The 23,581-nt window shown below is 66.4% G+C and carries 24 protein-coding genes and 1 riboswitch; of the genes, 9 read left to right on the forward strand and 15 right to left on the reverse strand.

Annotated features, from left to right (window positions below):
* Window positions 1-19: 19 nt before the first annotated feature.
* Window positions 20-922, reverse strand: a complete 903-nt coding sequence (locus AC59GX_RS17550; RefSeq protein ID WP_426282053.1) for a histone deacetylase family protein — start codon at window positions 920-922, stop codon at window positions 20-22.
* A gap of 74 nt (window positions 923-996) precedes the next feature.
* Here AC59GX_RS17550 and AC59GX_RS17555 point away from each other — a divergent pair, with 74 nt between their 5' ends.
* The 5 genes from AC59GX_RS17555 to AC59GX_RS17575 all read left to right on the forward strand — a co-directional run bounded on the left by AC59GX_RS17555 (window position 997) and on the right by AC59GX_RS17575 (window position 5,020).
* On the forward strand, window positions 997-1,491 hold the full coding sequence (locus AC59GX_RS17555) for an RNA pyrophosphohydrolase (RefSeq protein WP_426282052.1): 495 nt from the start codon (window positions 997-999) through the stop codon (window positions 1,489-1,491).
* Window positions 1,492-1,530: 39 nt separating this feature from the next.
* Window positions 1,531-2,433: a DUF481 domain-containing protein gene (locus AC59GX_RS17560; RefSeq protein ID WP_056481996.1), complete on the forward strand. Its 903-nt coding sequence runs from the start codon at window positions 1,531-1,533 to the stop codon at window positions 2,431-2,433.
* 40 nt (window positions 2,434-2,473) lie between these two features.
* On the forward strand, window positions 2,474-3,679 hold the full coding sequence (locus AC59GX_RS17565) for a hydrolase (protein WP_426282051.1): 1,206 nt from the start codon (window positions 2,474-2,476) through the stop codon (window positions 3,677-3,679).
* Complete coding sequence (locus AC59GX_RS17570) at window positions 3,676-4,692, forward strand: arginine N-succinyltransferase (protein WP_426282050.1); 1,017 nt, start codon at window positions 3,676-3,678, stop codon at window positions 4,690-4,692. Before AC59GX_RS17565 ends, AC59GX_RS17570 begins: the two co-directional genes overlap by 4 nt.
* A 109-nt stretch (window positions 4,693-4,801) precedes the next feature.
* Entirely contained in the window at window positions 4,802-5,020 is a 219-nt protein-coding gene (locus AC59GX_RS17575) for a hypothetical protein (RefSeq protein ID WP_056058579.1), read from the forward strand.
* Between the two features lie 6 nt (window positions 5,021-5,026).
* On the opposite strand, the gene AC59GX_RS17580 is transcribed toward AC59GX_RS17575, so the two are convergent.
* Window positions 5,027-5,764 (reverse strand): Crp/Fnr family transcriptional regulator, encoded by a 738-nt coding sequence (locus tag AC59GX_RS17580; RefSeq protein ID WP_426282048.1) that lies wholly within the window; start codon window positions 5,762-5,764, stop codon window positions 5,027-5,029.
* 306 nt (window positions 5,765-6,070) lie between these two features.
* Window positions 6,071-6,646 (reverse strand): bifunctional adenosylcobinamide kinase/adenosylcobinamide-phosphate guanylyltransferase, encoded by a 576-nt coding sequence (cobU, locus tag AC59GX_RS17585; RefSeq protein ID WP_426282046.1) that lies wholly within the window; start codon window positions 6,644-6,646, stop codon window positions 6,071-6,073.
* Between the two features lie 94 nt (window positions 6,647-6,740).
* Between cobU and AC59GX_RS17590 the strand changes: the two genes are divergently transcribed.
* Genes AC59GX_RS17590 through AC59GX_RS17600 form a run of 3 tightly spaced genes read left to right on the forward strand, consistent with a single transcriptional unit; the run spans window position 6,741 to window position 10,088 of the window.
* Entirely contained in the window at window positions 6,741-7,715 is a 975-nt protein-coding gene (locus AC59GX_RS17590) for an aminotransferase class I/II-fold pyridoxal phosphate-dependent enzyme (RefSeq protein WP_426282044.1), read from the forward strand.
* Window positions 7,669-8,646, forward strand: coding sequence for an adenosylcobinamide-phosphate synthase CbiB (gene cbiB / locus AC59GX_RS17595; protein ID WP_497302120.1), 978 nt, complete (start codon window positions 7,669-7,671; stop codon window positions 8,644-8,646). The genes AC59GX_RS17590 and cbiB overlap by 47 nt, the downstream gene beginning before the upstream one ends.
* Window positions 8,634-10,088 (forward strand): cobyric acid synthase, encoded by a 1,455-nt coding sequence (locus tag AC59GX_RS17600; protein ID WP_426282042.1) that lies wholly within the window; start codon window positions 8,634-8,636, stop codon window positions 10,086-10,088. The genes cbiB and AC59GX_RS17600 overlap by 13 nt, the downstream gene beginning before the upstream one ends.
* Here AC59GX_RS17600 and cobS read toward each other — a convergent pair.
* The 5 genes from cobS to cobO form a co-directional block, all read right to left on the reverse strand.
* On the reverse strand, window positions 10,068-10,799 hold the full coding sequence (cobS, locus tag AC59GX_RS17605; protein WP_426282041.1) for an adenosylcobinamide-GDP ribazoletransferase: 732 nt from the start codon (window positions 10,797-10,799) through the stop codon (window positions 10,068-10,070). The genes AC59GX_RS17600 and cobS overlap by 21 nt on opposite strands.
* On the reverse strand, window positions 10,796-11,353 hold the full coding sequence (locus AC59GX_RS17610; RefSeq protein ID WP_426282440.1) for a histidine phosphatase family protein: 558 nt from the start codon (window positions 11,351-11,353) through the stop codon (window positions 10,796-10,798). Before AC59GX_RS17610 ends, cobS begins: the two co-directional genes overlap by 4 nt.
* 11 nt (window positions 11,354-11,364) lie before the next feature.
* Window positions 11,365-12,378 (reverse strand): nicotinate-nucleotide--dimethylbenzimidazole phosphoribosyltransferase, encoded by a 1,014-nt coding sequence (gene cobT / locus AC59GX_RS17615; RefSeq protein WP_426282040.1) that lies wholly within the window; start codon window positions 12,376-12,378, stop codon window positions 11,365-11,367.
* The gene (locus AC59GX_RS17620; protein ID WP_426282039.1) at window positions 12,375-12,782 is read right to left on the reverse strand and encodes a DUF1636 domain-containing protein; all 408 of its coding nucleotides are present in this window, start codon (window positions 12,780-12,782) and stop codon (window positions 12,375-12,377) included. Before AC59GX_RS17620 ends, cobT begins: the two co-directional genes overlap by 4 nt.
* 172 nt (window positions 12,783-12,954) lie before the next feature.
* Window positions 12,955-13,148: riboswitch (cobalamin riboswitch) on the reverse strand.
* 191 nt (window positions 13,149-13,339) lie between these two features.
* A complete protein-coding gene (gene cobO / locus AC59GX_RS17625) occupies window positions 13,340-13,939 on the reverse strand; it encodes a cob(I)yrinic acid a,c-diamide adenosyltransferase (protein ID WP_426282037.1) in 600 nt (199 codons plus the stop codon).
* Between the two features lie 60 nt (window positions 13,940-13,999).
* Between cobO and AC59GX_RS17630 the strand changes: the two genes are divergently transcribed.
* A complete protein-coding gene (locus tag AC59GX_RS17630) occupies window positions 14,000-15,616 on the forward strand; it encodes an NAD(P)/FAD-dependent oxidoreductase (protein ID WP_426282036.1) in 1,617 nt (538 codons plus the stop codon).
* 355 nt (window positions 15,617-15,971) lie between these two features.
* Here AC59GX_RS17630 and AC59GX_RS17635 read toward each other — a convergent pair whose 3' ends face one another.
* The 7 genes from AC59GX_RS17635 to AC59GX_RS17665 form a co-directional block, all read right to left on the reverse strand.
* Window positions 15,972-16,649, reverse strand: a complete 678-nt coding sequence (locus AC59GX_RS17635; protein ID WP_426282034.1) for a peptidylprolyl isomerase — start codon at window positions 16,647-16,649, stop codon at window positions 15,972-15,974.
* A 369-nt stretch (window positions 16,650-17,018) separates the two neighbouring features.
* Entirely contained in the window at window positions 17,019-17,324 is a 306-nt protein-coding gene (locus tag AC59GX_RS17640; protein WP_426282033.1) for a UBP-type zinc finger domain-containing protein, read from the reverse strand.
* Window positions 17,321-18,979 (reverse strand): FAD-dependent oxidoreductase, encoded by a 1,659-nt coding sequence (locus tag AC59GX_RS17645; protein ID WP_426282031.1) that lies wholly within the window; start codon window positions 18,977-18,979, stop codon window positions 17,321-17,323. Before AC59GX_RS17645 ends, AC59GX_RS17640 begins: the two co-directional genes overlap by 4 nt.
* Window positions 18,976-20,358 carry an FAD-containing oxidoreductase gene (locus AC59GX_RS17650; RefSeq protein WP_426282439.1) on the reverse strand — a complete coding sequence of 461 codons (1,383 nt, stop codon included), beginning with the start codon at window positions 20,356-20,358 and terminating at the stop codon, window positions 18,976-18,978. The genes AC59GX_RS17645 and AC59GX_RS17650 overlap by 4 nt, the downstream gene beginning before the upstream one ends.
* Window positions 20,355-20,834, reverse strand: a complete 480-nt coding sequence (locus tag AC59GX_RS17655; protein ID WP_426282030.1) for a DUF4126 domain-containing protein — start codon at window positions 20,832-20,834, stop codon at window positions 20,355-20,357. The genes AC59GX_RS17650 and AC59GX_RS17655 overlap by 4 nt, the downstream gene beginning before the upstream one ends.
* 170 nt (window positions 20,835-21,004) lie before the next feature.
* Window positions 21,005-21,532: a RidA family protein gene (locus AC59GX_RS17660; protein WP_426282029.1), complete on the reverse strand. Its 528-nt coding sequence runs from the start codon at window positions 21,530-21,532 to the stop codon at window positions 21,005-21,007.
* 133 nt (window positions 21,533-21,665) lie between these two features.
* A complete protein-coding gene (locus tag AC59GX_RS17665; protein ID WP_426282028.1) occupies window positions 21,666-23,309 on the reverse strand; it encodes a flavin monoamine oxidase family protein in 1,644 nt (547 codons plus the stop codon).
* Window positions 23,310-23,581: the final 272 nt, after the last annotated feature.

Consider the following 23,581-nt stretch of genomic DNA (forward strand, 5'->3'; position numbering starts at 1 on the left):
AGCAACCCGTGATCCAGCATCACGCCGCTGCGAAAGTTTCCCCCAGCGTCATGATCGCCGCCACGTGCCGCTCGGCGATCGCGAGCGCATCCTCGCCGTACCCACCACCCACCGTGCTCGCGAGCGGCACGCCGCGCGCAATCGCAAGGCCAGCCACAAGCCGCTCCCGCCGGGCCAGACCGTCCAAGGTCAGCGCCAATCGCCCGAGCCGATCGCCCTCGAACGGATCCACGCCAGCCTGATACAGGATCACCTCGGGCCGGAACTCGTCAAGCAAAGGCACCAGGGTCGCCTCCAGCGTTGCCAAATACGCCTCGTCGCCGACCTTGTCCGGCAACGGCACGTCGAGCGTCGATCGTGCCTTCCGCACCGGGAAATTCTTCTCCGCATGGATCGAATAGGTCGCGATCTCTGGCCGCCCCGCGAGCAACGCCGCGGTCCCGTCGCCCTGATGCACATCGCAATCGACGACGAGCACGCGCGCCACCCGCCCCTCGTCGATCAGCCTTGCCGCCGCCACCGCGAGATCGTTGAACACGCAGAACCCCGCGCCGGTGTTCGCCAGCGCATGATGGCTCCCGCCCGCAGTGTTCGCCGCAAACCCGTGTTCCAGCGCGAGGCACGCGGCCAGCCATGTCCCGTGCGGCACGATCGCGGCACGGGACGCCACCGCCGCGGTCACCGGGAAGCCGATCCGTCGCTCTTTCTCCTTCGGCACGTCCGCGCGGAGAACCTCGGCGACGTAATCCTCGTCATGCACCGCCTCCAGCCACGCGGTCGGCGTCGTTTCAGCGCGGTGCCACGCCACCGCATCGCCCTTTTCGAGCAACAGGTCGCGGATCAGCCCGTTCTTGTTCCAGCGATAGGTCGAGCGCGCCGGCGCCGGGGTGACATAGTCGGGATGGTGGACGACATGGATCATGCTCCGTAGGTAGGAGCGCGCCCGTCAACCCCCAAGTTGCCCGAGCCCCAAGCACCTGCGTTGCGGAGACTATTTTGACCGACGTTTCGACCCTGCCCTACCGCCCCTGCGCCGGCATCATGCTCATCAACGCGGACGGCAAGATCTTCGTCGGCCAGCGCAATGATTCGCCGCTGGAGGCATGGCAGATGCCGCAGGGCGGGATCGACCCTGGCGAGGACGCCGAAGCCGCCGCACTGCGCGAGCTCGGCGAGGAAACCGGAGTCATGCCGGACAAGGTCGAACTGATCGCCGAAGCGCCTGGCGAATTCGTCTACGACCTTCCCCCCGAACTGCTGGGGAAAGTCTGGAAAGGCAAATGGCGCGGCCAGACGCAGCGCTGGTTCCTGTACCGCTTCCTCGGCACCGATGCGGACGTGAACATCGCCACTGACCACGAGGAGTTCCGTGCATGGCGCTGGAGCGATCCCGCCGACCTGCCGCGGTTGATCGTGCCGTTTAAGAAGGCGCTCTACGAACAGGTACTCGCCGCCTTCGCGCCACATCTCGGCGCAACGGGTAAGCGCTGAGCAGTTCCCAATCCGTCACGCTGCCGTTACGGAACGGCTGTGCGCCGCTTAGCCCCTCTTCTTCTCGCCCCGCTGTTGCTGGCGAACGCGCCTGACCCGCAGTCGGTGATGATCCCCGAGACGATCCGCGCGATGCTCGACGCGGCGCTCGAGGCGGGCAACGAAGCGGACGTCAACACGATCGCCAAATACGCGCGCGCCGCCGATCCGCTCAGCGGCGACGCGGTGCTGGCGATCGCTGAGAAGTGGAAAGCCGACCGCGCAGCGCAGCGCACGCAGGTCATTCGCCAAGCCAGCTTCCTCGACTTGTGGAGCGGCAAGGCCGAGGTCGGCGGCTATCTGACCACCGGCAATTCCGACACCGCGGGCGGCACGGCGGTGCTCGACCTCAACCGCGAAGGCCTTCGCTGGCGCCAAAAATTCCATGCGCAGGCGGACTATCAGTCGAACCAGAACATCACGACGCGCGAGCATTATCTCGCCTCGTACGAGCCCAACTACAAGATCGACGACCGCGCCTATATCTACGGCGTCGCGCAATATGAAGGCGATCGGTTCCTCGGCTATTTCAACCGTTATTCGACCTCGGTCGGTGCCGGCTACAGCGTGATCAAGACCGCGGGGACCAAGCTCGATCTCGAACTCGGGCCAGCGTATCGCTACACCGAATTTACTGACGATACCGAGCAGAGCAGCATCGCCGCGCGTGGCACCGCCAATTTCAGCGTGCGGATCCTGAGCGGCCTGTCGGTCAGCCAGGTCGCGTCCGCCTATGTCCAACGCTACAATAGCACGCTCAGCGGCACGACATCGCTCAACGCCAAGCTGATCGGGCCGCTCTCCGCCGCGCTGTCGTACAGCGTCCAGTATGAAAGCGAGCCGCCGGTCGGCTCGGTCTCGACCGACACCACCAGTCGCGCGTCATTGGTCTACAGCTTCTGACGCTGTTCCCACGTGCGCCCGGCTTCGCTAGGGTCGCGTGATGAGGGGACTTACACCGATAGAGCGCGATGCCGTCGACACGGCGGGCGCTGCACCGATGCTGGCGCAGGTCGAGGCTTGGGCGGCCGTCAACAGCGGCACGCGCAACCTTGCCGGGTTGGCGACGATGGCCGGATTGCTCGGCGACGCATTCGCGAGCCTGCCGGGCGAGATCACGCTGGTCGAGCCGACACCGGTCGACAATGTCGGCGCGGACGGCGTGGTCTCGGCGATCGAGCACGGCAAGCACCTGCACCTCGTCGTCCGTCCCGACGCCCCGGTCCGCATGCTGTTCACGGGCCATATGGACACGGTCTATCCGGTCGATCACGCGTTCCAGTCGCTGCAATGGCTCGACGACGGCCGGCTGAACGGTCCCGGCGTCGCGGACATGAAGGGCGGGCTGGCGGTGATGCTTGCTGCACTTCAAGCGGTCGAAGCCAGCCCCCTCGCCGCGCGGATCGGCTATGACGTCGTCATCAATTCGGACGAGGAAACCGGCTCCTTCTCCTCCGCCGCGCTGCTCGCCCGCGCCGCGCACGGAAAGGTCGCCGCGCTGACCTACGAACCCGCGCTCGCCGACGGCACGCTCGCCGGCGCACGGGGCGGCACGGGCAACTTCTCGATCATCGTCCACGGTCGCAGCGCGCATGCCGGTCGCAACCCTGAGGACGGCCGCAACGCGCTCGTCGCAGCCGCCGACATCGCAGTGCGCTTGTCGAAGGTCCGCGGCCCCCGTCTCGCGGTGAACCCGGCGCGGATCGAGGGCGGTGGCCCGAACAACGTCGTCCCCGATCTCGCCATCCTCCGCATCAACTTCCGCCCGGCGACGCTCGACGACATCGCGCGCGCGCAATCGCATATCGACTCCGCAGTCGCGATGGTCGCCGCCGAGCACGACGTCCGTATCGAAGTCCATGGCAGCTTCAACCGTCCGCCGAAGCCGATCGACGACGGCGCCGCGCGGCTGTTCGATCTGGTCAAGGCATCCGGCGCGGACCTCGGTCTCGACATCGCCTGGAAAGCCACCGGCGGCGTCTGCGATGGCAACAACATCGCCGCCGCCGGCGTGCCGGTCGTCGACACGATGGGCGTCCGCGGCGGCGCGATCCATTCGACCGACGAGTTCATGATCCCCGACAGTCTCGCCGAACGTGCGGCTCTGTCGGCGGTCACCATAGTGCGTATCGCGGAGGGCCGCTTGTGAGTTTCAGGATCCGGGCCGCGGTCGACGACGACCTTCAGCACCTCTACGAAATGGCCAAGCTGACCGGCGGCGGCTTCACCAATCTGCCGCCGGATCGTCGTGCGCTCACCGCCAAGCTCGAACGCAGCCACGCTGCCTTCGCGCGCACCGACGGCCCGGTGCAGGACGAGCTGTTCGTGCTGATCCTCGAGAACATCGAGACGAAAGAAGTCCGCGGCACCTGCCAGATCTTCACGCAGGTGGGCCAGAGCTACCCGTTCTACAGCTACAGGATCGGCCAGCTCACGCAGCACAGCCGCGAGCTGAACCGCACCTTCCGCGCCGACATGCTGACGCTTGCCACCGATCTCGAAGGCGCGAGCGAGGTCGGCGGGCTGTTCCTGCATCCCGGCGAGCGCGCCGGCGGCCTAGGCTTGTTGCTCGCGCGCAGCCGCTACCTGTTCATCAAGATGCACCGCGCGCGTTTTGCCGACCGGATCCTCGCCGAACTGCGCGGCGTCATCGACGAAGCGGGCGGCTCGCCGTTCTGGGACGGCCTCGCAGGCCGCTTCTTCGGGATGAATTTCCAGGACGCGGACCAGTTCAATGCCATCAACGGTCACCAGTTCATCGCCGACCTGATGCCCAAGCACCCGATCTACACCGCAATGCTAACCGAGACCGCGCGCGCCGCGATCGGCCTGCCGCATCCCTCGGGCCGCGCTGCGATGCGGATGCTGGAGAACGAAGGCTTTGCGTTCGAGAACTACGTCGACATCTTCGATGGCGGCCCGACGATGACCGCCCGCACCGATCAGGTCCGCTCGATCGCCGACGCTCGCGAGAGCGATGTAGTCGGGATCGTTGGCGACGACGGTAAGGACGCCCTGGTCGCGACGGGCAACCTTGCCGACTTCCGCGCCGCGTTCGGCAAGGTCCGCGAGACCGAGGACGGCGTCGTGCTGGCCGAGGATTGCGCGCGCTCGTTGGGCGTCGTCGAAGCCGACCGGGTCACGCACGTCGCCCGCATATGACCGCCGCAACCCAACGTAGATCGTCGGGTTAATTTACAGGTAACCGTACTTTTTGGCGTCAGAACCGCGCATATCAGCCACTGGCACGCACCTTGCTGCTACACTCGCCATGTGGACTCGCTTTGCTCGCCTCTTCATCATCAAGACCAAGTTCGAGGCCTTCCTCGTCATCTACGGCCTCGGCGTCGGCGCGGTTGAACGCGGGATGCATTATCTCCAGCAATATCCCGGATATGGCGGCTGGCTATTGTTCGCCGCCTGCCCGATCGCCGTCTTCATGGCTGGCGGGCGGATCATCGATTCGGTCGATCACGCGCATCAACGATAGAAGCGACTAGCTGGTCTGTTGCGCGAGATGCAGGTAGCGGCTCGAAAAGTCCGCGAGTTCACGTAGTGCATCCCATTGCGGAAAACTGATCCGGCGACGATTGCGCCCGATCAGACCATCCGCCTCGAGGGACTTGATCGTGCGGTTCACATGTACCGCCGTCAGCCCGAGGGCATCACCAAGCTGCTCCTGGCTCATCGGCAACTCATAGCCATCGGCGCCGGTCAGCCCCTGCATGTCGAGCCGGATCGCGAATTCGCACAGGAAATGGGCCAGCCGCGACCGCGCATCGCGGCGACCGATGTTCAGAATCCATTCGCGGAAGATCGATCCCTCGACCAGCGTGTTGACGAAGATCGCGTTACTGATCGCCGCACGGTTCCGCGCCAGTTCGCGCAGCGCCGACCGCGGGATCGTCGCGATCTCCGCGCGCGTAAGCGTCTGGACGTTGTGATCCGCGACGTCGAGGAACAGGTGCTGGAAGTCGAGCGGCTCGCCCGGAATGTGAAGCGACACGATCTGTCGCATGCCGGCGCCGGTCAGTTTCTGGCGATATGCGAACCCCGACAGCAGGACCGCGCACTGGTCCGGCGCGTCGCCTTCGCGCACGAGATAGGAGGACGGCTCGAACGTGCGCAACGTATATGGCAGCGCGAGCAGCGCCTTGCGGTCGCCGTCGTCCAGCACAGCGTGCGTTTCCAACTTCCGAACCATCAGCGCCAAGGGGCTGGGCGTCGTAGCCATGAGTGTAATCCCGCAGAAGTCGGGGCGGGAGCACATGCATCTCTCGGTCGTCAGGGCCCAAAAATCGGCTGGCGATAATCTCTTTTAACATAGCTCGAACGAAAATGTTTTAATTAATGTTTGAGCGGACCGATTTGCTCCAATTAATTTTGGGGTCGCACAAATAAAATTAAAAATATCGGTTTCACGATCTGCCGATCATATTGCCGAAATTCAATATACTAAAAACCAGATCAGTTTTTTATATCGCACAAATGATCGCTTCCTGGCGTCATGAATACTTGCCCATCGTAAAAAATGCGATCGCTAGTCATTCTGAGATCTGTAATCCGCGTTCGGCGTCTTCCAGCGCTGGACCAACCCGGCCATGACCATCTCGACGGAGTCGACCTCCGCGGCGATCCGCTGATGCAGCAACCCTGCCGCATCCCGGAAACGCCGGGCCAACACATTGTCCGGGACGATACCCAACCCGACCTCGTTCGACACGAGGATGACGCGGCCCTTCAATCGCGCGATCGTCTCGACCAGATCGTCTACGCGCGCGGCGACAGCCTCGTCGGCTAGCAGCAGGTTCGACACCCACAGGGTCAGGCAATCGACCAGCATCACGACGTCCGGGCCGTCTTCGCTCTTCAGCGCCTCGCCAAGCGCCAGCGGAGCCTCGACGGTCCGCCACCGATCGTCGCGATCGGCACGATGGCGCGCGATCCGATCCTCCATCTCGCCGTCGAATGCCTGCGCGGTCGCGATATAGACGAGCCGCGTCGCGTGGTCCGTCGCCGCGGCTTCGGCCAAGGTTTGCGCGTGGCGGCTTTTCCCCGAGCGCGCGCCGCCCAGCACGAACAGGCTTTTTCCGAACGGCGTCCCGACCGATTGCATCCTACCGTTTCCTTCACGCTTGCTCGATGGGCCCGGAATGACGATGACGCCCGGAAGATCAAGCGAAAGCCCGCGGGCGTGAGTGAAAGACAATATGAACCCCCTGCGCATCCACGGTGGACGGATCGATCTCGCCGCCGTCCACTATCCGGATGCGCCGAGACCCTGGCTCGACCTGTCGACCGGCATCAACCCCTGCGCGTGGCCTACCGATCGCGTTCCGACGGTCGATCTGCACAGCCTCCCCTCGCCCGCAGCGATCGCCGATCTGGAAGCGGCGGCGGCGGCGGTGTTCGGTACGACCGCGGACCGGGTCGTCGCGTTGCCCGGCAGTGAACTCGGTCTTCGGATGCTGGCTGCACTGGACCTGCCTAGCCCCGTCCGGTTCGTCGTGCCGAGTTACGCCACGCATGCCGAAGCGATCGACGGCGCCGTTCCGATAGCGCGGGATGCGATCGGGACGCTCGCGGACGGCACGCTGTTGCTGGCCAACCCCAACAATCCCGACGGCCAGTGCGACACGCCGCAACGCTTGCTGACGATCGCCCGCAGCGGTGCCTTCCTGATCGTGGACGAAGCGTTTGCCGACGTCGCGCCCGGATCTAGCCTCATTCCCCTGCTCGGCCCCGACGATCGCGCGATCGTGTTTCGGTCGTTCGGCAAATTCTTCGGCCTGCCCGGCGTGCGGCTCGGGTTCATGATCGGGCCGCTGGAGCACGTCGCCGAGATACGACGGCGGCTCGGCAGCTGGCCGATATCGGCGCACGCCGTGGCCTATGGCATCGCGGCCTACCGAGACGCCGAATGGATCGCTGCCGCGCGGGTCTCGATCGTCGAACGCGCAGAGAGGCTCGACACGATGTTGGCACGTCATGGCCTCCAAGCCCGCGGCGATTGCGCATTGTTCCGGCTGATCGAGGACGACGCGGCACCAGCGCTGTTCGAACGGCTTGCACAGGTCGGCATCCTGACTCGATCGTTCGACCACTCGACACGCTGGCTGCGTATGGGCGTCCCTGGCGATGACGAAGCCTTCGCGCGGCTCGACGAGGCGCTTGGCGGTGGTTGAGCCAGTCGCCGTGCTGGCGATCATGATGGACGCAGCGATCGGCTGGCCGGCGCCGCTCTATGCGCGGATCGGTCATCCGGTTGGCGGCTTCGCGCGAATGATCGGATGGGCGGAGACGCGCTGGAACCGCCCTACGCTATCGGACACGATCCGCCGTGCCGCCGGTGTCGTCACGATCGTTGCACTCATCGCAGTGGCGGTCGGCGTTGCGCTCGCTGCGACTTCCCTCGCGCGGCTCGTTCTTGGTCCCATGGCCTGGATCGCGATCGGCGCGATGGCGGCGCCGGGCCTCGCGATCCGGAGTCTGTACGACCATGTGGTGCCGGTCGCGCGCGCCGTCGATACCGGCGACCTTGAAGCTGCCCGCGCCCGCGTCGCTATGATCGTCGGTCGGGACGTCGCGACACTCGACGAAGCCGGCGTCGCGCGCGCCGCGATCGAGAGCCTCGCGGAAAGCGTCTGCGACGGCGTCGTCGCGCCGCTGTTCTGGCTGCTGGTCGCCGGCCTGCCCGGCCTCTGGGCGTACAAGGCCATCAACACCGCAGACAGCCTGATCGGGCACCGCGAGGACCGGTGGCGTGCATTCGGCTGGGCGGCGGCCAGGACCGACGACCTCGCCAACCTCATCCCCGCCCGGCTCAGCGGCGTTTTGCTTTGCGTTGCCGGCTGGGGCGGTTGGCGGACGATGGCACGCGATGCCGGCAACCATGCCTCACCCAACGCAGGGTGGCCCGAGGCGGCGATGGCCGGCGCGCTCGGCCTTCGTCTCGCCGGACCGATCGCCTATGACGGCATCGTCACTGCCAAGCCGTATATCGGCGACGGAAGCACCCACGTATCCGCCACTGACCTCCGCGCGGCGCTCGGCATCTATCGCCGGGCCTGCATCCTTCTCCTCGTCATCGCCGGAGTACTCGCATGGCGGCTCTGATGCTCCAGGGGACCGGCTCCGACGTCGGCAAGTCGGTGCTCGTCGCCGGACTGTGCCGCGCGTTTGCGAACCGTGGCCTGTCGGTCCGCCCGTTCAAGCCGCAGAACATGTCGAACAACGCCGCGGTTACTGCCGACGGCGGGGAGATCGGCCGCGCGCAGGCCACGCAGGCGATCGCGTGTCGGGTCGAACCAAGCGTCGACATGAACCCGGTACTGCTCAAGCCACAGGGCGATCGCACGTCGCAACTGATCGTCCGCGGGCAGGTCCGCGGAACGCTCGCCGCCGCGCGGTGGCGGGAAGGGCGCGAAGGGCTGCTCGTCGACGTGCTCGACAGTTTCGAGCGGCTGTCGGCCAGCTGCGATCTCGTCGTCGTCGAGGGTGCGGGGAGCCCAGCTGAGGTCAACCTGCGCGTAAGCGACATCGCCAACATGGGCTTCGCCCGCGCCGCCAACGTCCCCGTGATCCTGGTCGGCGATATCGATCGCGGCGGGGTGATTGCCTCGATCGTCGGCACGCGCGCGGTGATCGACCCTGCCGACGCGGCGATGATCCACGGCTTCCTCGTCAACAAGTTCCGCGGCGACCCCGCACTGTTCGACGACGGCTATCGGGCGATCGAGGCACGCAGCGGATGGCGCGGCTACGGCGTGGTACCCTGGCTAACTGACGCCGCGCGCCTGCCCAGTGAAGACGCCGTGATCCTCGAACGCCGCTCCGCGTCGGTCGACCGTCGCGTAACGATCGCCTGCCCGATCACGCCGCGGATCGCCAATTTCGACGACCTCGATCCGCTGCGCCTAGAACCCGGCGTCGCGCTCGTGATGGTCCCACCAGGCACGCCGATCCCTGCGGCGGACATGATCGTCCTTGCCGGATCGAAGGCGACGATCCCCGACCTCGCCTTCCTTCGTGCACAAGGCTGGGACATCGATATCCTCGCGCATCACCGACGGGGCAGGCCGGTACTCGGGCTGTGCGGGGGGTACCAGATGCTCGGTCGGAGCATCGCCGATCCGCACGGTATCGAAGGCGCGGCAACCTCGATAGCCGGGCTCGGGTTGCTCGATATCGACACCATCCTGACGCCGACCAAAACGCTCGAGCGGATCGAAGGGACCGCAAACGGTGCACGGTTCGAAGGCTATGAGATGCACATGGGCGTGACGACTGGCACCGATCTGTGCCGTCCCGTCGGCCACCGCATCGACGGCAGCGCGGAGGGTGCGACGAGCGCGGACGGGTTGGTCCACGGCAGCTACGTCCACGGCCTGTTCGGGCTTGCCGAGCAACGCGCGGCGTGGCTGGCGCGGCTCGGCGTCGACGCGGTCGGACCGGACCATGCTGCCTCGATCGATGCGGCGCTCGACGCGATCGCCGCGACGCTCGAACGTCACCTCGATCTCGATGCGATGCTCGCCCTAGCCCAGCGCGCCGGCTGACGCACCGACGATGGCGAAAGCGAGCAGGACGCCCGTCTCGACAAGCTCGATCCCCGCCCCGTGCGCGTCTCCGGTCACGCCCCCTAATGTACGCCGCAACCACGCAGCGACGGCCAGTATCAGGAGCGGAACCGCCAACAGCGCGGGAACCGCGACGGCAGCCAGCGCCAGCAGGAGCCCCCAGCCGACAAGGTCGCGCGATCGGACTGCGCCGGCGACCGCAGCGCCCAATCCGCCTACCCGCATCGGCGGCAACAGCACTGCCCAGGCCAGCGGCCCCATCCTCGACGCAAACGGCACCAAGATGATGAGCCACCACGCCGTCAGCCCGACCGCGTGCAGCAGCACGAGCTTGGCGGTCATCTGAGCGACGATCGCGACGACGCCGAAGCTGCCGATATGCGGATCGGCCATCACCGCGAGCAACCGCGTCCGATCGCCATGCGCCGCGCCCAGCCCGTCGGCGAGATCGGCCAGCCCGTCGAGGTGCAATGCGCCCGTGACGGCGATCCACGTCAGCAACGCGGCGCACGCCCCGGTCCAGGGGTCGATCGATGCACCTGCCCGTCCCGCCGAGGCGACGAGCACGCCGATCGCCAGTCCGACGAGCGGATAGTATCGGATCGCCGCGGCAAAGTCGGGAGCCCCGGCCTCGACGCGCGGCATCGGCAGGCGCGTCAGGAAACCGAACGCGACGACCAGCCGCTTCACGTCGCCAGCCCGACGATCTGCACCGTCCGATCCGGCTCCGGCCAGATCCGCAACGACACAAGCGCGGCATAAGGCAGGTCGAACGCCCATGTCCGGCGACGATCGAACCCACACAGGTCCGCGAGCGCCGCCCGGATAGCGCCACCGTGCGTGACGACCAACGTCGGCACCGACGGAAGTACCGCCAAGGCATTGCCGACCCGGTCCAGCAACGACGACCATCGCTCACCGTCCGGCGGCGGAGCAGCGTCCGGATCGTCGTGGAACCGAGCGAAGGCCGCCGGATCGATATCGGCTGGACGCATTCCGTCCCACGCTCCGAAGTCGAGTTCGCGCCACCGTCGATCGACCTCGCCGACGATGCCCCGCACGCTGCCGATCGCCGTCGCGCAATCGCGAGTACGCTTCAGGTCTGACGACACGATCGCGGCAACCTTCAGCCCTGCGGCTCGCCGGACGCACGCCGCAACGCCGGCCTCCGTCACCGGATCGTCCGTTCGCCCCAGCAACAGGCCTTTGCGGACGGGCGCGCCATGCCGCATCAGGTACAGCATGTGCGAACCGGTCACGCGACGGAGACCCCTGCCTCGGCAAACGTCGCCATCTCGTCATGCGTCGCCAGCGCCGCGCGGACGAGCAACGTCGCCACCGCCGCGCCGCTCCCCTCGCCTAACCGCATGCCCAGCGACAACAGGGGATCGAGGTCCAATGCCCGCAACAATCGCGCATGACCCGGCTCGGCCGACACGTGGCCGGCAAGACAATGCGCGAGAATATCCGGGCACGCAGCGGCGATCGGCGAGACCGCGGCACAGCATATGAAGCCATCGAGCATGACGGGTACGCCTGCGAGACGCGCAGCTATGACCGCGCCTGCGATCGCCGCAAGTTCACGACCGCCAAGCCGGCGTAGCGTCTCGAACGGCGTGCTCAGTGCGTCCCGGTGCAGCGCCAGCCCGGCCTCCACGGTCGCGATCTTGCGGGCCATGCCGTCGTCGTCGACTCCGGTACCGGGCCCGACCCAGTCGCGTGCCGATCCATCGAAGCTGGCGAGGCACAGCGCGGCGGCGGAGGTCGAGTTGCCGATCCCCATCTCGCCGAGCACGATCAGATCGGGTGCGTCCGCAACGACGGCGGCGCCCGCGTTGATCGCCGCGAGGCATTCCTCCTCCGACATCGACGGGGCGACGGTGAAATCGATGGTCGGCCGGTCGAGATCGAGCGGGACGACTCTGAGATCGAGCCCCGCCGCGCGCGACAGCGCGTTGATTGCCGCGCCGCCATGTTCGAAATTGGCCACCATCTGCGCCGTGACGGAGGCCGGAAACGCACTGACGCCGCGATCGACGATGCCGTGATTACCCGCGAAGATCACCACCCGGCCGCGATCGAGCCGCGGGCGTTCATGGCCCTGCCAACCGGCCATGAAGACGGCAATCTCTTCCAACCGCCCGAGCGAGCCCGGCGGCTTGGTCAGTTGCCCCTGCCGCGCCACTGCCGCCGATCGAGCGGCTTCGTCCGGCTGCGGCAACGCGCTCAAGGATGATAGAAATGCCCCGGCTGTCGGAAAAAAAGTCATTCCACGACGAACCCGGCAGGCGGCGTGCGGGTGATGAAATGGCCCTTCACGCCCTGCGGCCATTGTTTGAACGGCACCTGTCCGAACGCACTCTCGCCGTAGAGCCGTGCGTAATCCAGGATCGCACGGGCAGCGTCTTCGGTCGGCTCGAAACGGCCTAGCACATAGCCGACCTTGGCGGGTGCGCGCAGATGGATGGTGCAGAAATCCTGGCACGCGAACAGGCACGGCATTTCCTGCACGGCTACGTCGGCATAGGCGGGATCGCTCGCCTGCACTGCCTTCAGCGCACTGACCAGCCGCGCGCCGCCACGCTGGCCCTGCTCGTCGTCGCGCGCGTCGGCGGAATGGCGGCACGTGTTGCACGCGACCACCGCGACGCCGTCCTCGACCGGCTTCAGCATGTCCGTTCCCGGACGATCTTGGAATGATGTGTACTTGGCATAGGAACCCCTTCGGACAGTCGGTCCCGCACCGCGCAAAGGGCGAGAAGCGGACGCCTCCTGCCTTCGCGCGACGCGAAGCGATGTCGTCGCTCGGGGTGTTACCCGTCCGTTCGGCGCACCCTGGCCGGACGAAAGACGACCGCGACGGGCAGGTCTCCTGGCTCGCGGGTCAACGCCGTCCGCGCCGCCTTCTCGGGAACATCCCAATGGCATGAGGCACAATGGCTCGCCGCGTACAGTTGCAGGGGCAGCCGGGTGTTTCCCGTTCCCATTTTCATCCCCCTCGGCGTGAGCATCGGGGGAACCTGTCGCGGGCGAAGCGATAGGCGGGAGGAAGACCCGGCGCAAGACACGGCTACGTCGGTCAGAAGTCCGCCAGCCGTCCCCACGCCCTCCCGTCATCCTGACGAAAGTCAGGATCCAGGGTAACGGGCGGCAGCCTTCGTGGCTCTGGGGCCTGACTTTCGTCAGGATGACGGACGGTCCTCGTAACGGACCGTAGAGTAGGAAGCCGCCTAGAACTCCACGCCCGCCTGCGCCTTCACGCCCGACCGAAACGGATGCTTCACCTGCGTCATCTCGGTCACGAGGTCCGCCACCTCGATCAACGCATCAGGCGCGTTCCGCCCGGTCACCACGACATGCGTCATCTCCGGCTTCGCCGCCAGCACCGCCAGCACCTCGTCGACCGGCAGATACTCGTAGCGCAACACGATGTTCAGTTCGTCCGCCACCACCATTGCATAGGACGGATCGGCGATCATCCGCTTCACCTCGTCCCACGCCTCACGCGCCACCGCGATGTCGCGGGCGCGGTCCTGCGTGTCCCAAGTGAAGCCCTCCCCCATCGGCTTGAACTCGCACAGCGCGGGGAACGCATCGAAGATCGTCTTCTCGCCGGTCGCCATCGCGCCCTTGACGAACTGCACCATGCCGACCTTCCGCCCATGCCCGATCATCCGCACCGCCATGCCGAACGCGGCGGTCGACTTGCCCTTGCCCTTGCCGGTGTGGACGATGATCAGCCCCTTCTCGATCGTCTTGCTCGCGACGATCCGGTCCTGGACCTCCTTGCGCTTGGCGCTCTTGGCATTCTGTTCGTCGTCGGTCCGCATGATCAAGTCCTCTCGTCCTCCCGATGGCGGATCGCGCCGCGCGGCGCTAGAGCGACCGACATGCTCCGCATCACCGACCTCAAGCTGCCGCTCAACCACGCCGACGAAGCGCTCCCCGCCGCGATCCGCGACCGCCTGCGCGTTACCCCGCGCGACCTGATCCGCTACACCATCGCCAGACGCGCGCACGATGCCCGCGACAAGATGGACATCCAGCTCGTCTATTCGGTCGATGTCACGCTGAAGAACGAGGACACCGTCCTCACCCGCTTCCGCAAGGATCGTCACGTCCAGCGCACGCCGGATACCGGCTACCGCTTCGTCACCAAGGGCGGCGCGAGCTACACCGGCCCCCGCCCGGTGGTGGTCGGCGCGGGCCCATGCGGGCTGTTCGCCGGCCTGATCCTCGCGCAGATGGGGTTCCGCCCGATCATCCTCGACCGCGGCAAGGTCGTCCGCGAACGCACCAAGGATACCTGGGGTCTCTGGCGCAAAAGCGTCCTCAACCCCGAATCGAACGTCCAGTTCGGCGAGGGCGGCGCCGGCACCTTCTCCGACGGCAAGCTCTGGAGCCAGATCAAGGACCCGCGCCACTTGGGCCGCAAGGTCCTGACCGAGTTCGTGAAAGCCGGTGCGCCACCCGAAATCCTCACCGAAGCGCATCCGCATATCGGCACCTTCCGTCTCGTCACGATGGTCGAGAGCATGCGCGAGACGATCGAGGCGCTCGGCGGCGAATACCGCTTCTCGACGCGCGTCGACGGTCTCGACATCGTCGAGGAGGCCGGCACTCGCCAGCTTCGCGGTCTTCATCTCAGCACCGGCGACTATCTCGAAGCCAACCACGTCGTCTTCGCGGTCGGCCACAGCGCGCGCGACACGTTCGAGATGCTGCATGCCAAGGGCGTCTACGTCGAGGCCAAGCCGTTCTCGATCGGCGTCCGCATCGAACACCCGCAATCTTGGATCGACGAAGCGCGGTTCGGGCCGTGCGCGGGTCACCCTGACCTCGGCGCGGCGGCGTACAGCCTGTCGCACCACTGCAAGAACGGGCGCACGGTCTACAGCTTCTGCATGTGCCCAGGCGGCACCGTCGTCGCCGCGACCTCAGAGGAGGGCCGCGTCGCGACCAACGGCATGAGCCAATATTCGCGTAACGAACGCAACGCGAACTCGGGGATCGTCATCGGCATCGACCCCGAGCGCGACTATCCCGGCCACCCGCTCGCCGGGATCGAGCTGCAACGCCATTGGGAATCGCGCGCCTATGTCGCCGGCGGCTCGAACTACAAGGCGCCCGCGCAACGTATCGGCGACCTGCTCGCGGGGCGCGCGTCGACCGCGCTAGGCTCAGTGATCCCGTCGTACAAGCCGGGCGTCCATATGACTGACTTGTCGGAGTGCCTGCCCGAGTTCGCGATCTCTGCGCTGCGCGAGGCTTTGCCTGCATTCGGACGCGAGATCCCCGGCTACGACCATCCCGACGCGGTGCTCACAGGGGTCGAGACGCGCACCTCGTCGCCGGTCAGGATCACGCGCGGCGATGATTTCGTGAGCCTCAACACGGCGGGGCTTTTCCCGGCCGGCGAAGGCGCAGGCTATGCGGGGGGTATTCTTTCCGCCGCGGTCGACGGCATCAAGGTCGCGGAAGCGGTTGCGTTGAGCCTCACTGCCTAAGCCGTTTCGTTCCCCCTCGAAGGCGGGGGGCCAGGAGCCACGAATACCTGCATTCGTTACCCTGAGCTCGCGCCTTCGCGGTAGAACAGAGGGTTGTGGCAACTGACTTATGACCCTGCCAAGACAAAACACCACCCCGGCGAAGGCCGGGGCCCAATTGGGGGATGCCGCTAACTGAGGCCGAGCATCGTTACTCCGACCTTTCCAATTGGACCCCGGCCTTCGCCGGGGCGGTGCACGTCGACGGCGACCGAGTTTGCGACAGAAGCCTGCAATGGGACCAACGCTTCCTCGGACTAGAGTAAGAGTCGCACAGTCCACGTGCTAAGCAAGGTCCAGATCGCCCTCCAGCCCCTCACTTCCGCGGCTGCGGCCTCGTCTCGATCAGCCACGCCCGCGGCAGCCCCGTCGGCTTCACCACCCCATCCAAACGCCGAGCACTCACCAGCGCGACACGCTTCAGGATCATCTGGTCCTTGAATGCATCCATCCCGCCGCCGGTCGGCTTGGCAAGGATGCGCTTCACCACGTCCATGCCCGCGACGACATGCCCGAACGCCGCATAGCCCGGATAGCCCGCGCGCGCGTCCATCGCCGGCGCCGGCCCGACTGTGATGAAGAAATTCCCGCCCGCCGACGCCGGCGTCATCCCGCGCGCCATCGAGATCGTCGCGTCGAGATGCTTGATCCCGGTCATCGCGGTAGTCTCGAGTGGAAACGGCGGCAGGATCCGCCGCGCATCGGTGCGGATGCCGGCCTGGATGAAGCCGAGCTTCGGCGCGGACTTCTGGCGGCTGGCGCGGTAGAAATCGGTCCCGTCGAACCGACCGTCATCGACATAGGCGAGGAAATTCGCGGTGGTCTTCGGTGCGTGGCGGGCGTCGAGCGCCAGCAGGATCGGCCCCTCCGACGTGACTAGGCGGACGCGAACCATGCCTGGTTTGGGTCCCGGTTCGGCGTGCTGTACCTGCCGCCTCGCCGGCTGCGCCGTTCCCGCAGTCGCCAAGGCCGCAATGGCTACGAAGCCCATCATCAAACGCCGCATTTCGATCACTCACGCCTTTACCGATTGGCGGCGGCTACCTGTCCGTATGTGGTGAGGCAAGCGTGGAGGAATATGTGACGTAGCGCGGCACGATAGCAGCGCTAGCTCGAAACCGTGCGGAGTTCCGATTAATCAGCATGACGGACGCCTCGTTCCTAGGCACCTCCCCGGCGGAGGCCGGGGCCCAGTTGGGAAACGTCGGTGATGTAGGTTTGCGCTTTGTCACTCAGGCCATGCCAACTGGGCCCCGGCCTTCGCCGGGGTGGTGTACCTGTGGCCAGTTCGTCCTAAACTTTCTTGCGCGCAGGGTACCTCATAGTGCCGAATCACACCGCTACGACCACAATCGCCCCCCCCTTAAACATAGCGCGGGATCGGCCCAACCTGCGGCGTCTGGTCCGGCAGATCCACCATCGTCTCGTCGACGAAACACCAGCCCCAGCCCTCCGGCGGGTCGTACCCCTCGATGATCGGGTGCCGTGTCGCGTGGAAGTGTGCGGTCGCGTGACGGTGCGGGGAGTCGTCGCAACAGCCGACATGACCGCATTCGCGGCACAGCCGCAGATGCACCCACTCGCTGCCGATCCGGAGGCACTCCTCGCACCCCTTCGCGCTCGGCGTAACGTCGCGGACCGTATCCATATGCGTGCAACCGTAGCTCATTCCGCGTGCCTTTCCGCCATGTCGGCCAAAACCGTATGGATCTGCGCGACCACCGCAGCGCCTTCGCCGACCGCCGCCGCGACGCGCTTGGTCGAGCCGGCGCGGACGTCGCCGATCGCGAACACGCCTGCGCGGCTCGTCTGCAACGGCAGCGCGGCGGCGCCGGTGACGATGAACCCCTTCTCGTCCGTATCGACGCAGCCCTTCAGCCAGCCCGCGTTGGGGTCTGCGCCGATGAACAGGAACAGGTGTCGCATCGCGCACCGCGTCTCCGCGCCGTCGCTGCGTTGGCGGAAGATCGCCGCCGTGAGCCCGGTTGCGCGCTCACCCTCCAGCCCGACGATCTCGGTGCCGACGCGGATCGTCACGTTGAGCAGCGCGGCGATGCGGTCGATCAAATATTTCGACATCGTCGCGGCCAGCGGGCGGCGGACGATCAGGTGCAGGTGCTTCACGCGCGGTGCGAGGAACACCACCGCCTGCCCGGCCGAGTTGCCGCCACCGACCAGCGCGATCTCCTCGCCCTCGCACAACCGCGCCTCGATCGGCGATGCCCAATAGGATACGCCGGCGCCTTCGAACTCGGCAAGGTCCGGAATGTCCGGCCGCCGATACCGCGCGCCCGATGCGACGATCACGGTGCGCGACTGAACGCGTCGATCGCCCGGCAGCTCGAGCGCGAGTGGGTCACCCGCGGGCCGATCCTCGTCGCAATCGAGATGTTCCACGGTCAACGGGATTGCGATCTCCGCACCGAACTTCAGCGCCTGATTGAATGCGCGCCCGGCCAAGGCCTGCCCCGAAATGCCGGTCGGGAAGCCCAGGTAATTCTCGATCCGCGCCGACGCCCCCGCCTGCCCGCCGATCGCACGCTCGTCGAGCACGATCACCGACAACCCCTCGGACGCCGCATACACCGCCGCCGCCAGCCCCGCCGGCCCCGCACCGACGATCGCGACGTCGTACACGGTGTCGGGATCGAGCTCCGGCGTGATCCCGAGGCAGGCCGCGACCTCGATATCAGACGGCCTTTTGAGCACCGTACCGTTGGGACAGACCACGAGCGGCAGATCGCTCGACGCGACACCGGTCCGCTCGACCAGCGCACGCCCCTCATCGTCCGATGCCGCATCGAGGACGATGTTCGGAAAGCCCGATCGCGTGAGAAACCCCTGTAGCCGGACGACGTCGGGACTGTCCGGCAGGCCGACGATCACCGTCCCCCCGCTCCCCTGCTCGATCAACCCGACGCGGCGCAGGATCAACGCGCGCATCACGATCTCGCCGACGTCCGCCGAGCCGACCATCAGCGCGCGCAGATGCGCCGGATCGAACGGCAGCGCGGTACAGCCTTGGGGTCCGGCAGTGCCGCCCGCGATCGTCGGGCGTCCGGCAAGCTGGTTGACCTCGCCCGTCAACTGCCCCGGGCCGTGCGTGGTGATCGGTGCCTCGTGACTGAGCCCGTCGCGACGGACGACGTCGATCGTTCCTTCGAGCACGAGCCATGCCGCGACGCCGTGCTCGCCGATCGCATAGACCTGCTCGCCGGCGGCAAACACGCGCGCCGGACCGCTCGCAAAGCGCTTTGCCGTCTGAAGCTGTTCCGCGTTGAGCACCGGGAACATCTGGTGATCGCGCGCGCCGGGATCGCTCATGTCTGCGCCACTGGTTCGAGCCCGAGCAACAGCGTCGGGATCAGTTCGGACACGGTCGGATGGATCGGAACCGCCCAGCGCAGCGCGGCCACCGGCTGGTCGGCGTTCATCATGTCGAGGATCCCGTGGATCGCTTCGTCGCCACCGGTGCCGAGGATCGCCGCCCCCAATATCCGCTGTGTTTCCGCATCCGCCACGATCTTCATGAACCCCTTCGTCTCGCCTTTTTCGACCGCGCGCCCGACGCGGGTCATCGGCCGCTTCGAGACCAGGATCGGCCGCCCGGTCTTCTCCGCCTCCGCCTGCGTCATCCCGACCCGGCCGAGCGGCGGATCGGTATAGAGCGCATAGCCGACCAGCCGCTGGCTCAGCGTCCGGTCGTCATGATCGAGCAGGTTCGCCGCAACGATCTCGAAATCATTATACGCCGTGTGGGTGAACGCGCCGCGCCCGTTGCAATCGCCCAGCGCCCAGACCCCCGGCACATTGGTCTGCAGCATGTCGTCGACGGTGACATAGCTCTTCGCGTCGGTCGCGATCCCGGCGAGATCGAGGCCGAGGTCGTCGGTATTGGGGCGCCGGCCAACCGCGAGCAGCACGTGGCTCCCGATCACCTTCGGATCGCCCGCGCGGCAATCGACCGATACCGCAACGCCGTCCGCATGACGCGCGAAGGCGATGCAGTTCGCGCCCGTCCGCACCGTGATTCCTTCATCTTCCAATATGCCGCGCACGGCGTCCGACACATCGGCATCCTCGTGCGCAATCAGCCGTTCGCCGCGCTCCACCACGGTCACCGCGGCGCCGAATCGGCGATACATTTGCGCGAACTCGAGCCCGACATAGCTCCCGCCGACGACGACGAGATGCTTGGGAACCTGCTCCAGCGCGACCATGTCGGTATTGTCGAGATGCGGCACGTCGCCGACACCGGGCATGTCGGGCACGATCGCCCGCCCGCCGACGTTGAGGAATATGCGCGGCGCGGTCATCTCCTCACCGTCGACGGCGATCGTCCGCGGTCCGGTGAAGCGGGCGTGGCCGCGCAGGAAGGTGAGCCCGGCCATACCCTCGAGCCAGCGCTCGTTGCCCGATCGCGCGTCCATCACGACCTTGCGCGCACGCGCCGCAACGGCGGGCATGTCGACCGTGACATCGCCGGTCGCGATGCCGAAATCCGCCGCGCGTCGTGCCAAGTGCGCGGCATAGGCACTCGCCACCAGCGTCTTGGTCGGCATGCAGCCGGTATTGACACAGGTTCCGCCGACCAGCTTCCGCTCGATCAGCGCGACCGTCATGCCCGCGGCAGTCAGGCGGCCTGCCAGCGGTGGTCCGGCCTGCCCGGCACCGATGATGATCGCGTCGAAAGTCCGCATCAGATCGACAGCACCACCAGCACCGCCAGGAGGATCGCGACCGCATCCTCGATCAGCGCGGCCGGTCGATCGCTGCCGAACGTTGCCGCCAGTCGCGCGCGCAAGGCCGCGCCGCCATAAATTCCGAAGACCGCACCGACGATCCCGAGAACGATCCCCGGCAACGGCGCACCGATGCCGTACCCCACGGCAGCGCCCGACACCCCGCCCGTGAGCAGCCGCGCGACGAACTGCGGCGGCACCTTGCGGCTGGGCGTCGACGGCAGCTGATCCGTGACGAGTTCGGTGGCCGCGAGCAGCGTGAAAATCCACGGCGTGAACCGGTAGCCAAGGAACGCGAGCCATGTCCCCTGCAACGGCAACGTCCCCTTGCTCGCGGCCCAGGCTACCGCGGCAGGCGCCAGCATCGCGCGCAACCCCGCGACCATGCCGATGACAAAGGCGAGGATCAGTCCGTGAACGATCTGGGGGACGAGCATGGCGGTCTCCGATCCGGTGTGTTCGACATCGTCCCACGCACCGCCCCGAGCGTCAATTCGTTACGCATCCGATCTGGCCTCGATCCAGTCGCTCGTCGCGCTCGACGATCCGAGCGATCGGACCAAGCACCTGATATCGAAAGCGAACACGAGGCCATTTTCGCTCGAAATTATTTCGCCGCCGTCGCCTCGATCTCGACCAGGAATGCCGGCCCCGCCAACGCTGCGACCTGAACGGTCGATCGCGCGACGGTGTTAGGGTTCTCCGCCGTCCCGAAATACATCTTGAACGCGTCGTTCATGCCCGCAAAATCCATCTTGCCGCCAAGCTTCGGATCGCCCGCGACGAACACGGTGAGCTTGATGATGTCGCTCATCGCATAGCCCTGCGCCGCGAGTATCGCCTTGATCTTGCTGAAGACGCTGATCGTCTGCGTCTTGGTATCGCCGAAATCGGCGGTCGTCATTTGTGCCGACGGCGTCTTGCTCGCCGGATCGATAGGCGCCGCCAGCTGCCCGCTAAGATACAGCATCTTCGCACCCGCCGGCACGGTGACGCCCTGCAGGATCAGTCCGGGCGGCGTGTTGGCGTGCCGGACGATCGCCGACTTGGTATCGGCGGCCATCGCCAAGCCAGGCAAGGCGAGCATTGTGCAGGTCGCCACGGCCAGCGCGATGGAGTTCGTCTTGATCGTCATGTGTTTCTCTCCCCGTTGCGGATGCGAATGGTTCGGGCGCGGCACGGTTTGGCACCGCGCCCGATCTCTTCGAAGCTGACGGTCTCGCGGGCGGAATACTCACCCTTCGATCCTGTCGGGCCGAACGTCCACGTCATGCCGCGCGTCGCGAGCGGTCCGCCCCCAATGCGGCCCGGTTAGCGCCTTGCGCCGCAACCCGCCTGGCCAGCGCCATGACCTGGCCCTGGGCGGACTGGATGCCGCCCTCCTGCCAGCCCGGAGTCTGGCTGAGCGCGGCGGACGCGAAATAGACGCGGCCGTCGGGCTTCTGAAGCAGGCGGAACTCGGGCGTGTCGATATGCCCCTCCTGCCGGCCGTTCGCGCTGCCCGCATTACAGTCGGGCCACGGCCCCAGGCTGTACGGGATCTTGTGCCAGTTCACCGCGATGCCGTTGACCAGATCGCCGCCATGCCCCGGATGCAGCCGGTCGATCACCCCGCGCGAGAACGCGATCTGCTCGGCGATCGGCCGCTTGGCGAACGCGGCGGCATTGGGTCCCGACGAATAACAGCCCAGGATCATGCCGCGGGCAGAGTGCAGCCCTGCCGATGGGTACCAGATCAGCGTGGTAGGGCCGCCGACGAACGAGATGCCACCATAGATCTGTTCGCGTTCCCAGAAACGCGGGCTCTCGAACGCGACCTTGTTCGAATGATCGTAGACGACGCCCGCGATCGTCTTCTTCAGCGCGGGCGAGAAGTCGGTATCGATCGTCGCGAGCACTGGGAACGGGATCGTGCAGATGATGTAATCCGCCGTCACGGTGTCGACCACGCCGCTCGCTTTGTCGCGGTAGATCACGTCGACGCCGCGCGCGGTATGGCGGATCTTGGTGACCTCCGCACCGCGGATCGCCGGACGGCGCAGGTTGCGATCGAACCCGGCATGGATCCGGTCCATGCCGCCGACCGGCTCGAACATCGTCGCCTGCATGTAGAGATTGTCCTCGAACAGCGTCATCGGCAGCCGCTCGTTCGCCAGCAACTGGTCCATCGGTACGGCGCTGCCTGCCGACGAGAAGGAGACGCCCGCACCCGGTGCAGTCCCGAACCCCGATCGCTCGGTCCCCGCAAACGCATAGTCGGTGCCGAGGTCGCCATATGCCTTGAGGAACGGCAGGAGTTTCTGCTTGTCTGCCGCCGTCACAGACTGGTCGAGCGCACCCTGGTTGATCGCCTTCGCCAACAGTTCGGCGATGTGGCCGCGCATGTCGTTGATCGCGGTCCGCATCCGGATTTTGCTGCCGTTCTCGCCCATTACATAGGCGGAGCGGCTCGAATTGACCTCGACCTCCAGCGGCACGTCGAACTTCTTAGCGTACCCGATCAGGCCCTGATGGAAGCTCGGGATACGCGCAGGCCCCGCGTTGAAGTAGATTCCGTCGGAGAATTTGGCAGTCTGAGTCTGCTCGCCGATCATCTCGATCTTGTCGCCGTCGCGCACTGTCCAGGCGCGCCCACCGACCCGCTCGCGCGCTTCGAGCAACGTGACCCGGAAGCCAGCCTGTTCGAGCTCGTAGGCGGCGGTCAGCCCGGCGATCCCGGCCCCGAGCACGACGACGTGCGTTCCCTTGCCCAAATTCGGCGTCAGCGTGGCGAGCGCTTCGGCATGCGACGTGCCGATCAATCCTTCGGTCAATCCCAGCGCCTGCATCGCACCGAGTGTGGCGCTCAGCCCTCCCATCAGGCCAAGTCGTCGCAATATCGTCCTGCGTGTAATCGCGGCGTGTGTAGTCATCGAGGCCCCCGAGGCGACAAGCCTTCCCATGGCTTGCCGAACGTCAGAACACCGCCGGGTCGAACCCGTCAGCGGCCTCGCAGGAACATCATCCCCCGATCAATCCCAATGGACGTCAGACCGGGAACGGAAAAGAACACATAGTTCCTTTCCGCGCAGCAATCCGACACGTTGCATCTTTTGACTGAACGATCCGGATTGAACATTGCTTCAGCATGTAACGCAAATGAAATCTTTCCTGCTAGGAAACTAAACCGCCGTCGCCGGTCCGC

The sequence above is a fragment of the Sphingomonas sp. 320_CC genome, assembly GCF_059691795.1.